Source organism: Arcobacter acticola (assembly GCF_013177675.1).
Classification (GTDB): domain Bacteria; phylum Campylobacterota; class Campylobacteria; order Campylobacterales; family Arcobacteraceae; genus Aliarcobacter; species Aliarcobacter acticola.
In genome coordinates this window covers 1,186,733-1,199,339 of record NZ_CP042652.1, presented here as the reverse complement: position 1 = coordinate 1,199,339, position 12,607 = coordinate 1,186,733, and the positions used below count along the sequence as shown (strand labels likewise).

The window sequence follows — 12,607 nt, the reverse complement described above, 5'->3', positions numbered from 1 at the left end:
ACTTTCCCTTATTATCAGTTATTTTCTTGGTAGAAGTTTGCTGTTGCACTCATACCTGGAATTATATTTTCAAATGGTTTTAATAATTTTGCTCTAATTGTAATAGATTGACTCGTTGGATCAACAACTGAGTCAATTTGTATAATTTTCGCCTTTACTGTTGTTTTTGTCTCATCAATAGATAAATCAAACTCTTTTCCTTTTTTTAACCAAACAAGCCAAGAAGAAGGAACAACTACTCTTGCTTCAAGATTATCAATTCCTACAATTTCCAAAAGTTCATCTTGTGGTTTTATGTTTTGATATTTAGACACTTTCTTACTTGCAATTCTCCCATCAAAGGGTGCTTTTATATCACATCTAGAAATATTAATAGCTGCTATATCACTTTCTGCTTTTTGTTTATTAAGATTCTCTTGAGAAATTTGTATTTCAAATGTTCCAACCGAACCATAAGTATCTAATTTCTTATTTTTTTCAAGTTCTAGTCTTGCTATCTCTTTCTCAACATCTATTTTTCTCTTTTGAGCTTTATATACTGAACAATCAATTTTGAGTAAAGATTCATCTTTAGCAAAAGCATCTCCTTCAAATTTTGAAAGATATATAATTTCTCCAGCTATTTCACTTGATAAAACTGTTCTATCAAGTGAAACAATTACAGCTCTTGAAGTTAAATTATTATCAGAGTACAAACAAGAGGCCAACAAGGCTAAACTTAAAATTTTTTTCATTAAACTACCTTATTATTTTGAGCTAACTCTATTTTTTTCAACTAACCAAAAATTTTCAATTACAATTGAAGAAATAGAAACACCTTTTTCTTTTGCAATTGTTGATATATCATCATTTGCTTTTACCATATATTCTTCATTATTTACTAATAATTTTTCACCCTCAAAAATAGTAATTATTGAACTACTAAATTTTTTATTGTAAAAATCATCTTCTTTAATCATCGAATCATTTTTAGCTTCTTCAACAATTGGAGTTTCTTGGTTTACTTGTTCTTTTGTTAGTACTTCTTGTTTTGGTTCTTCAATAACAACAACTGGAACTTCTTGTTTTGGTTCTTCTACTTTTGGGTTTTCTATCGCTAAAATATTATTTACGTTATTAGAAGGTGTTTCAATTTTTTTATCAACTCCAATAGAAGCATAAATTCTTCCATAACTATTTTGTACATTTGCATATGATGATGAATATCTAAGAGTTGCTAAAATATGATTTAGTTTTTCTTTTATTAAAACTAGTCTGCTGTTAATATTTAAATCATTTTCAACTTCTACTAATTTATAAATATCATCTGCAACATTTAAATAATCTTTTGCTAATAAGTATTCTTTTTTAGCTTGATTAAATTTTATAATTGATAAATGTACTTGAGATAATACAGCCATTGATAAAGCTAAATTTTGTTCTTTTGCTACTTCAACTTGTGTTTTAGCTAGTTTGTTCATTTCATTAGCTTTAAATACATTTAATAAATTCCAAGAAACATTAGCTCCATAAGAATACCAATCATTATTTAATAAATAATCACTATTTTCATAAGATAATGATGTACTTAAATTAATACCTGGCAATAATTTTAATTTTGCAGCTGTTATCTCTTTTTCAGATATTCTTTCTTGATATCTACTTTCTGCAAGTTCTGGTCTATTTTCTAATGCAATTAACTCCATTTCTTCTAAACTCATATCTATTTGTGGAATATCATAGTTTTTTTCAACTTTATCAGCTAAATCAAATACAATTCCAGGTTTTAATCCCATTAATTCAGCCAATTCAACTTTAGCAGAAATCAAACTACTTTCTAATGTATGTAATGATCTTAAAATATCAAGTAGTTCTCGTTGATATGATAAAGCTTCCATGGGAGATTTTGCAACTCTTTGATTTTGTATTTCTTTTGAATCTGATAATGCTTTTTTAACTTCAACCATCATAGGTTGTATTCTTTTTAATAAATCTTGAGATGAAACAGCTTGATAATAAGCTCTTCTAATTTCTTGAGTTAAATTATGCTCTACTTTTTTTTGTTTTTCTTGAGCTATTAAAAATTTATCAGCTTGTTGTTGAGCTCTCACATAAGATAAACCAAAATCTAAAATATTCCAAGAAAATGTTAAATCAGATGTTGTTCTTTCTTTATCTTGAGAAACTGAATAAGAAGGATTAGCATCTAATGGTCTTGGATTACCATTTTCATCAAATGTAGTACTTGCACTACCTGCATAATTATTTCTTTCTGAATATCCAGCACTTGCTGTTAAACTTGGTAACATATCATAATATACTAAATCCAATTGTTGATTAGAAAGTGCTGTTTCAAGAATTTTTACTCTTTTTTGAAGATTATGATTTAATCCTCTATCAATAGCTTCATCTAAAGATATTGGTTTAGTAACAGGTTGAACTACATCACTTAAAGTAGTTAGGTCTTTTTTTATCATCTCTTTTACATCTTCTTTTAACATTGCTTCTGGTTTTATTGAACAACCAGTTATAACAAAAGAAGCTACAACAGAAATAGCAATGATTTTAGAAACTTTTTTTAGCATTTTATTCCTTTTTATCTAATTATATCAGATTATATAAAAAAGTACTACAAAAGTATCCCCAAATCCTGACATAAACATAGAATCAATAAAAATCAACTCATAATCAAATGTTGTTTTTCATAATATTCTCGAAACAGTACATCTTTTTAAAGAATTATTTGGATATTTAATTTTTTTTGGATGAACTATTATGAATTTTTGTCATATTTGCATTTTTTAGGGTTTTTCAGGGAATACTTTATTCTTTATCAACAATTAAAAAAATAATGTATGAGTTTTAGCTATTCAAGTGATAGTTCATAAGCTTTTTGTCTTATCCTTTGAAGTATTCCTATAAACTCATCATTTACTTTTAAAATTGTTTTTCTTGCATGAATTATCACTTTACCTGCAATGTTATAGAGCTTATATCTTATTGTTTTTAGGGTGTGTTTTTGAAGATTTGCATCAAGAATAGTTTTAAATAGGATAAAAAGGTTATAAGCTAGTGTACCAATTTGGAAATAAAGTGCATTAGATATAAAATCTCCCGATGGAAGGTAATCCATATTAAACCCATTTTTTAGCTCTTTTATCTTATTTTCACTTGTTTCACCTCTTTGACGATAAAGTTTAATAATCTTTTTTAGTGATAATTCATTATTGTTTGTAGCAATTACATAAAATTTCTCTTTATGGTACTGAGCTTTCTCTTCATCTGTTAGCACATCTTCAAGATTTGGAAGCATTGGTGTAATATTTCGTTTGATTACAATAACTCTAAAAGCCTTATTTGTTTTTGTCATAGTGTGAACAAATTCACTTACATCTTCAAATTTTGAGAGTGTTTCCCATTTAGTTAATTTATTGATTTGTTTCATAACTGACCTATCCAATTGCCCACCTATTGCAAAGTTAATATTATTCTCTTCACAATAGTTAAAAACTTCAGCTTGATATGTTGCACTATCAGCTCTTAACCAAGATAGTTTTTTATTTTTTGGAAGTTGACTGATACACTTTTTTACAAATTCTAAATTTGTATCAGCAGGAGCAATATTACCATCTCTAAATTCACTCTTTATGACATATCCACCATTGATATGCCCTAACATTGGAATATATCCAGGTATCATTTTATAAGTATATTTAGAAGTAGCTTTATGTGCTTCAATTACTGTTGCATCTATATCTAAAATTAAATCTTCATCGATTCTATTTAGATATCTTTCCATTAAAATTTTATTGATTGATTCTAAACCATAAACTCCAGCCAATCCTGTTCGTTTGAGCCATTTTATAACACCACTTGCAGTTGGAATATGTTTGATATTCAAACTTTGTTTTAAAGCAGAATCAATTCTTATTTCACGAATATCATCTATTACTCTACCACCACTGTGAAGCATTAATACAAGGGGATAGATAAAATCAAATGGATTATAACCTTTATGATTTAGAGGTAATGGCAAATTTGTATTACAAAGTTTTTCTAATCCCAAACCCTTCATATATTCACCAAGAATAATTGTTCCAGCTCTTGGTGTTAATTTTTCTTTAGTTGTTGCTAAATCGAACTCTAAAATAGTTTGTGTCATAATACAATCCTATGGAAAAAGTTGCACCTAGTGGGTGAAAGAATTAAGTGCAACTTTTCTTTTATATATCCCTTATTATAGCCTTTTTTGACTTTCTATTTAAATGTTATGGAATTATTTGGGGTATCAAAAATAATATTATTTAAAAAATAATATTATTTAAAAGAAATAATATTTTGTACTAAATCTTTTGTAATTGGTTTTTGAAAGAATTTAGAATTTTCTTTTAAAAATTCTTTATCTTTTTCATTTTCATATATTATGAAAAAATTATCATTTGAATCTGAAAATAACAATTCTTTGTCTTTTTCTTCCATTTTTGAAATATCAACTATAATTTTTTCATATAAACTTTCACTTTTAAATTTCAATAAATCTTGTAGATTTGAAACTTGTTTCACTTCATATTTTTTCTTTAAATCAATAATAATACTAAAGAACAATAAATGATCATTATTTAAAACTAAGACTTTATTTTTTTCTTCTTTAATAGATACATCATTATTAGTTTTGAATCTTGAATTAATTGTTTCATCATTTATTTCTGATTGTACATCTTTGTGAATATCGTCCATATCATTTGCATTTATTAACTCTTTATTTTTAGGTAAAATAATTTCAAATGAAGACCCTTCATCTATTTTACTTTTAACACTGATCTTTCCATTTAATAATAAAACAAATTCCTTACACATACTTAAACCTAATCCTACACCACCATATTTTCTTGATATACTACTGTCTATTTGAGTAAATCTATCAAAAATATATTCTAATTTGTTTTCATCAATTCCTATACCTTGATCTTCAACTAATATTTTAATTTCATCATCATTATCTTTAATTGTTAAAGATATAGTTCCTTTGTGTGAAAATTTCAATGCGTTATTTAATAAACTTTTTATGATTTGATTAATTTTTGTTTCATCGCTATACATTAAATCTAACTTTTCATCTAATATTAACTTTGACAATAAATTTTTTTCTTTGGCTTGTTCTTCAAACTTTTTATAAATTTTATTTATCATTTCTTTTATATTTATAGTTTTATTTGATAAAACAATATCTTTAGTATCTATTTTTGATAAAGCTAACATATCATTTACTAAATATGTTAGGTTTTCTCCACATTTATTTATTATTCCTAAATCCTTAACTTCTTTTTCATTAAAATTATTAGATTTATTTTTAATCATAATACTACTTATTATATTTATAGAATTTAATGGAGTTTTCAGTTCATGGCTCATATTCGCAAGAAATTCATTCTTCGATTTATTTGCATTTTCTGCGTAAATTTTTGCATCATTTAATTTTTTATTTCTTTCATTTAATACATTTAACATATGCATAAAGTTTTTATTTAATTGAGATATTTCTTCAATATTCGTATTAACTTCTTTAAATTCTATATCTTTTTTGATGATAAGTGTTGTTTGATTTGACAAATCAACTAAAGGTTCAGTTATTTTTTCAGAGAAAAAGTTGATTTTTCTTAAAAGTGAATAGAAAAATATTATATAAAATAATAATAAAAACCCAATAGCTAAATATCCTATTTTATTTGATAAATTTTCTAAATCTTGTATTGATTTTAGAATATTATTCTTATCAATTACAATCATTAATTTCCAATTTGTTTCTTCAACATTTTGAGATAAAGCTAAATAATCTTTATTATCAATATTTAATGTTTCAGCAGAAGTATCATCTTTTATTAAATTTTTGAATTTCTCAGAATATATATAATTACTTTTCGTAACATTATAATCTTCTGGTTTTTCAATAGTTTTTAAAATAGCATCTGTATAAAGATGTTCTTTTAACTCTTTTAATCCTAATAGTGTCTCTATTTCTTCAGGCATTGCTATTATCATTCCATCTTTATCAACAATAAAAAGCTTTGCATCATAAAGGAATTCTTGATTTAATATATTTTTTACAAAACTATCAATAGTTATATCAATACCAGTTACACCTTCTAAAAAGTTTTTATTGTAAATTGGAACAATACAAGATAACATCCAACCTAAACCAGCAGGATCTAAATAAGCTCCTGTCCAAACAGCTTTTTTTTGGGGATTATGATTTTTATCTGCTAAATAATAAAAGTTATAATCTTCCATTTGAATATGCTCACCATATTGAGTAGAAACATCATCGATAAAAGGATACAACCTATTCATATTGTCCCAAGAATTAAAATAAGCAGCAACGGCTAAAGGATTTACATCTACAATATTTTTTAAAGAAACATCCATGGCTTCTGTAAAAATTGCTTTATTTCTTTCTACTGGAGTAATTTGCGTTTTTGATGAATAATATAAACTAGAACCTACTTTATTAGTTTTATAAAATACATTATTATCTGCAAAATCAAATTGTGGGTCTTCATTTGGAAGTGAAATTCTATCAGGATTAGAAAGAATTAATTCATGTTCTCTTTGTAGTATAGTAGCTAATTGAGATATTTCAGAAAGTTTGTCATTAACAATATTTGATTCTTTTTTTAATAATTCTTTGGTGTTAGTTTGTGCTTGATTTAGTAAAAAATCTGTATTTTGAATTGAAATATATTTATTGATAGAAAAATATAATACTAATAAAGTAATTTCTACTATCAAAATAGGAATTAATGAAAATTTTATAAAATGATTGGATAAGATTTTTCTAAGTTGTAGTTTGTTTATGTTATTCATGAATTTTCCCATTATTTTTTTAAATATTAAGAGTAAAATTCATTAATATAATCTTTTTTAAAGTTTTACTCCAAAAAGATTATATTGTTTAATAGTATCAAAAACGTATCATTTAAAAGAAATTATTTAATAAACTCAATAGAATCATCTAAAGATTATTTATCTGTAGATGATTGTTCATTTAATCTATATCCAAAAGGAAATAAACAAACTATTTGAAGAGGTTACGTAAATTCATACTTAGAATTTAAAAGTATCTAAGTTAAAATAACAAGTTCAACAACCTGTAGTTTTTAAACTTTCCATAAATAAGTAACAAAAGATGCACTGTCATATAATTGTAATACTTATCAGTTACCGACAAAAATTCTGAACAGTCCCGTTAGATTGAGTACTATCTAAATAAAAATGAGAACTTAATCCTTCTGTATTTTATAATTTTCATGAAGCTGTCTTAACTCTAGTTTACTATATTTTAATAGTTTGTCTTCTTGCAATTTTTCTTTGTATTTCTCTATATCCAAATCTCTTAACATATCTAATTTCATAAATTCAACAATTTTTTCATTATAGAAATTTGCTAGTTTAATTATGAAATTAGTATATCCATTTCTAGTATTGTTAATTTCAAGGGAAGAGTATTTTAAGAGATCTTTAGACTTTTCTATATATGCAGGAAACTTTTCAATAAAATTAATTAGAATTTCTTTTGCAGCTATTTTAAATTTATCTTTATTGATTCCTAGAATATCTGCAAGTCCGTAAAAATCTTCAACTCTGAACTTAACCTTTTTATGCAAGTATCTACTATTGATAGATAAGCCAAGAGCATCACTATTTCTATAATAAACACCAACTGATATTACATCATAAAGAGGAGCAAGTATATTCTTTTCTCTCCCTATATTTAATGCTCCAATATTTTTGGCATGAAGATCACTATGATTAATAATACTAGAGTAAAAATAGAATCTTAATGCATCAAACTTTTCATCTTCACTATATATAGTTTCATTTAGTTTAGTAAATAATATTTCACTAGTCATTTTATATTTTTGAGTACTTTCAATACCAAGATATTGAGCAAAGTCTTTTTGATGATATTTATAGTTTTCATATCTATCATATCTTTTTGTAATATAGTGAAACTCTTTTTCTCCTTCTACTAATGCAGTATAGGGAACATTAAAACCCAGTTCATTTTTTGCAAAACTCATAAATAGATGTTCATTAATTGCAATATGAGGATAATACCCTTTATCTCTTTTTTTTAACTGCTCAAAATAATTGGATAAATCTTCACTATATGGTTTTAATAGATATAAAGCAACTTCATCTTTTTTAACCTCTGAAATATTTCTATTTTCAAAATCAATATTAATATCTACTTTATTTTGATTACCACTTAAGGCAGAGTGTTCACCTTTTGTTTTAGCTGTTAATATTTCTTTTTCTATATTAAGATTAAATCCATGCAAAATATTTGGATAATCATTGCTTCCTAGAATTTTATTTTTAACACTATACCAAGAAGGTCTATTTGAATAATCACTTACATACTTATTCTCTTCATAGCTATTTACAAAATCATATGCACCATGGGTATTTTTTAAATATACTAACAACTCAGAAAGATACTCTGCATCATATTCACTTACTAACTTATCTCTTCTAGCATATTCAGGAATGAGATTTTCAAACTCTGGAAATAGATCAGGGCTTTGAGCGTTTTCTAAAAGGTCATCAGGCTTCTGGCCTTTATAGTTTTTATCATATGTAAATTCAAAACCATTTGCACCAAATTGAAGTATTCCAAATCTAATACCCTCTTTAAATACTGTAATCTGTTTTGCTATATATTCATTAATAATTACTCTAGAGTAAAAAGTACCTTTTCCTGAACCTGATTTTTTTACCAGTCCATGTTTAATTAAGAAGTTAATATTATCTAAAAAAGTTCTTCTAGGAAGCCCAAGTTCTTTAGTAAGTTCACTAGTTGTTCCCTCTTTTACTTTTTCAAGTATTGCAATAATATTTCTTTGATTCCTTGATAAATCATCAATTTTCATAATCTTCCTTTTTGTGCGGTACTGTGCGAAATAATAGCTATTTAAGTTTTTATTAAATATTATCATAAAAATGATGATAAATCAATTGTTTTTTGTGCGGTGCTGTGCGAAAAGTATAATTTTTAAATTTAAATTAATATTTATTTACATAGGTTTAAATATACTTAACTATAACTGTAGGTTTTGGAACTTTTTCTAAGTTTCAAACTAAATTGTTCCAAAATGAAATTCACAATAAAAATCCCTCTTTTATAAAACACTCTATTAAACTCAATTAATCATCTAGTAAATATAGCTTACTAAATCAAATATAAAAGTTAAAAATCCATAATTATAATATTTAATTATAATTGATACATATCATTTTATTATCTTTTTGTTTTATATAAACTCAAAAAAACAAAAGGAAATAAATGAAGATTATATTGTCAATAATATTTATTATTTTATCTATTCAAGCAAGTGAACTTGTAGACAGTAATACTTGTAAGGCATGTCATCCTACTATTTATAGTGAATTTTATGATTCATCACATAGAAAAGCTTCTATTTTTGAAAATAAAGTTCATAAGGGAATGTGGGATTTACATCCAGATAAACAAAAAGAGAGTTATACTTGTGCCCAATGTCATACTCCAACTGATTTAGAACTTCTAAAAAATCTTGATGAAAATAAAAAAGCTCTTCCTGAACAAAATAATATTCAAACACAAGAAGCTATATCATGTGCATATTGCCACAGTATTAAAGATGTAGAAAGTCATGGAAAACTAAATAAAAATGTTTCTTCTTTAAAAGATAAAGTTTTTTATTCTGCTAATGAAGAGCATAGAGATCAAAAAGATAAAGAGTTTAAAGATGAAGTTTCACTATTTGGAATGATGAAGGAAAAATCAGGTTCTCCTTTTCATAAAATAGATTATTCAAACGATAATTTTTATACTGGGAAAATGTGTATGGGATGCCATTCTCATATGCAAAATGACAATAATTTTGATTTATGTAGAGTAGAAGAAAAAGGTTCATCTAGTGAAGAAACAAATTGTATTTCATGTCATATGCCAAAAATTGCAGGAACTGCAACTTCTATTAAAATTACCAAAGAGCATAGATATCATGGATTTGCAAATGGAAGTAAAAATCAAGAGTTATTGGCAAAATATATAAATATTGATTTAAAAGAAAATTCAAATAATTTTGAAGTATCAATAAAAAATGAAGCAAGTCATAATCTATTTTTACAACCATTAAGACTAGCTCAACTAAAAGTAAATATCCTAAGAGATGACAAAACAATAGCTCTTGAAACACAATCATTTGCAAGAATTATAGGAAAAGATGGCAAAGCTACAATGCCTTGGCTTGCAGATTCTGAAGTTAAAAACAATATGATAAAAGCAAATGAAAAAAGAGTTATAAACTATGACTTTAAACTACAAACAAATGACAAAATTGAGGTTATTTTTGGATATTACACTGTTAATCCAAAAATGATTGAAAAGCTAAATCTTCAAGATGATGAAGAAAGTAAAAAATTCAATATATTATTTAGCAAATATTTTTATGCTAAATAAATATTCCTTGGTTATAATCTAGTATTAAATAAATACTAGGTTATAAATTATGAATACACTATCAAATGAAAATTTAAAAGAGAAAAATATAAAAGGTGCTTTTTTTGGAGCACTTGTAGGTGATGCCTTATGTTTAGGTACACACTATGAGTATGATGCTAAAAAAATCTATGAAGCTTATGGACAAAAACCAATAGAAAAGTTTATGAGTCCAGGTGAAATGATGGGTGGGCAAACCCATGGTATTGGTTGGGGTGAAAGAAATTATCATCCAGGAAAAAGTGCTGGAGGAACTACTGATTATGGGGATTACAATATCGTAATTCTTGAGCATTTGGCAGCAACTTCTAATCCACCTAGAACTTTTAGCGTTCAAGATTTGATTCCACATTGGATGAATAGACTTGAAAATGGTTGGGGTTCTTGGATTTGTACCATGACAAGAGAAACATACTCTCAAGTAAAACATGGAACAAAAGTAGAAAACATTGGTGGAATATCAAATGCAATGGCTATAAGACACGTAGCAGCTCATGGATACTATGAAAATGAAGATGAGTTAGTTGATGTTGCAAGAAAAGCTATGTTTACTCACAAAGACTTCTCAGCTCTTGGTGGTGGTGAGTTTTTTGCAAGAGTTACCCATAGAGTTTTAAGAGGAGTAATCCCAAGAGATGCCATTGAAGAAGTAGCTATTTTAATGGGTGGATTCTTTGAAGATAAAACAAAACAAGCAATTGCAAAATATGAAGAAGAAGCAAATCCAGATTCACAGCTTTCAAAAGAAAAGTTTAGCGATGATTTAGCACTAACAAGTATGGCAAGACTTTGGGATATTGGAAGAAGTGAACCTATAAAAGTAGGAAAAGCTAGTCCAACAGAAGGAACACTTCCAGGAGCGATTTATTTCATACTAAAATATGCAAATAAAGAAGATGGACTAAAAAAAGCCCTACAAGCAAATGCAATGGTAGGAGGAGATAATGCTTCAAGATCTATCGCTATTGGTATGGTTTTAGGAGCATATTTTGGAGTTGATGCGATTCCCAAAGAATGGAAAGAAACACTTACTCAATGGGATTATTGTGAAGATTTACTAAATAAACTTCCATTGATTAAAAAACTACAAGAAGCTTAATATCAAGTTAGATTTTTATTCCCAAATTTTTTTGGGAATAAAATAATTTAAGAAAAAAACTCAATTAATTCTTTACAAACATCATCAGGCTTTTCTTCAGCTAAGAAGTGTCCACAATCAAGGGATTTTCCCCTAACATCACTTGCGTATTCATTCCACACATTTAAAACATCATAGGTTCTATTTACAAAACCTTTATTCCCCCATAAAACTAAAAGAGGCATAGCAATTTTTTTATTTCTATCTTTTTCATCATCACTCATATCGATACTCGCCCCTGCTCTATAATCTTCACAAGTTCCATGAATACTTTGTTTATCAAAACATCTTACATATTCATTTACGGCATTTTCTTGAAAAACTTCTTTAAAAATAGCATCTTTTGAACTCCATCTTTTTAGTTTTTCTTCTAAAAAATATCTTGCATTTGAGCCTATTAAAGTCTCAGGTAAATTATCACCTTGAATTAAAAAAAACCAATGATAATATCCAGTTGCAAAAGATTGATCTGTATTTTTAAACATATGATAGGTGGGAGTTATATCCATAACACAAGCTTTTAAAACTCTTGAAGCATAGTCTAAACACATACGATGAGTTACTCGTGCACCTCTGTCATGCCCTGCAACATAAAACTTATCAAATCCAAAATAATCCATAAGTTCTATCATATCTTTTGCCATAGTTTTTTTAGAGTAAGATATATGATTCTCATCACCTTTTGGTTTAGAACTATCTCCATAACCTCTTAAATCAGGACAAATTAAAAAGTATTTTTTTGAAAGTTCTGTAACGATTTTATGCCACATAATATGAGTTTGAGGATAACCATGAATAAGTAATAGTGGGATTTTAGACTCTTTGTTTCCACCATATTTACAGTTTATTTCTATACCATTTACTTTTATTTTTTCTTCTATAAAATCATTTGGAAATAACATATTAAAACCTTTCTAAAATATATAGAATTGATTTTAACATAAAAT

9 protein-coding genes are annotated in these 12,607 nt (G+C 26.4%); 3 read left to right on the top strand and 6 right to left on the bottom strand.

Annotated elements, in window-relative coordinates:
- Positions 1 to 14 precede the first annotated feature (14 nt).
- The 4 genes from AACT_RS06240 to AACT_RS06225 form a co-directional block, all read right to left on the bottom strand.
- Positions 15 to 734, bottom strand: a complete 720-nt coding sequence (locus AACT_RS06240; protein ID WP_172125986.1) for an efflux RND transporter periplasmic adaptor subunit — start codon at positions 732 to 734, stop codon at positions 15 to 17.
- Between the two features lie 12 nt (positions 735 to 746).
- On the bottom strand, positions 747 to 2,564 hold the full coding sequence (locus AACT_RS06235; protein WP_172125985.1) for a TolC family protein: 1,818 nt from the start codon (positions 2,562 to 2,564) through the stop codon (positions 747 to 749).
- Between the two features lie 281 nt (positions 2,565 to 2,845).
- On the bottom strand, positions 2,846 to 4,141 hold the full coding sequence (locus AACT_RS06230) for an IS1380 family transposase (protein ID WP_172125984.1): 1,296 nt from the start codon (positions 4,139 to 4,141) through the stop codon (positions 2,846 to 2,848).
- A 155-nt stretch (positions 4,142 to 4,296) separates the two neighbouring features.
- Positions 4,297 to 6,840 (bottom strand): sensor histidine kinase, encoded by a 2,544-nt coding sequence (locus tag AACT_RS06225; protein ID WP_172125983.1) that lies wholly within the window; start codon positions 6,838 to 6,840, stop codon positions 4,297 to 4,299.
- A gap of 84 nt (positions 6,841 to 6,924) precedes the next feature.
- Between AACT_RS06225 and AACT_RS15605 the strand changes: the two genes are divergently transcribed.
- Complete coding sequence (locus tag AACT_RS15605) at positions 6,925 to 7,059, top strand: hypothetical protein (RefSeq protein WP_272953565.1); 135 nt, start codon at positions 6,925 to 6,927, stop codon at positions 7,057 to 7,059.
- Positions 7,060 to 7,256: 197 nt separating this feature from the next.
- Here AACT_RS15605 and AACT_RS06220 read toward each other — a convergent pair whose 3' ends face one another.
- Entirely contained in the window at positions 7,257 to 8,909 is a 1,653-nt protein-coding gene (locus tag AACT_RS06220) for a HipA domain-containing protein (RefSeq protein WP_172125982.1), read from the bottom strand.
- 413 nt (positions 8,910 to 9,322) lie between these two features.
- Here AACT_RS06220 and AACT_RS06215 point away from each other — a divergent pair, with 413 nt between their 5' ends.
- Together AACT_RS06215 and AACT_RS06210 are read left to right on the top strand one after the other, a co-directional pair.
- The gene (locus AACT_RS06215; RefSeq protein WP_172125981.1) at positions 9,323 to 10,483 is read left to right on the top strand and encodes a multiheme c-type cytochrome; all 1,161 of its coding nucleotides are present in this window, start codon (positions 9,323 to 9,325) and stop codon (positions 10,481 to 10,483) included.
- A 49-nt stretch (positions 10,484 to 10,532) separates the two neighbouring features.
- Positions 10,533 to 11,621 (top strand): ADP-ribosylglycohydrolase family protein, encoded by a 1,089-nt coding sequence (locus AACT_RS06210; RefSeq protein ID WP_172125980.1) that lies wholly within the window; start codon positions 10,533 to 10,535, stop codon positions 11,619 to 11,621.
- A 47-nt stretch (positions 11,622 to 11,668) separates the two neighbouring features.
- On the opposite strand, the gene AACT_RS06205 is transcribed toward AACT_RS06210, so the two are convergent.
- Positions 11,669 to 12,562, bottom strand: a complete 894-nt coding sequence (locus AACT_RS06205; RefSeq protein WP_172125979.1) for an alpha/beta fold hydrolase — start codon at positions 12,560 to 12,562, stop codon at positions 11,669 to 11,671.
- Positions 12,563 to 12,607: the final 45 nt, after the last annotated feature.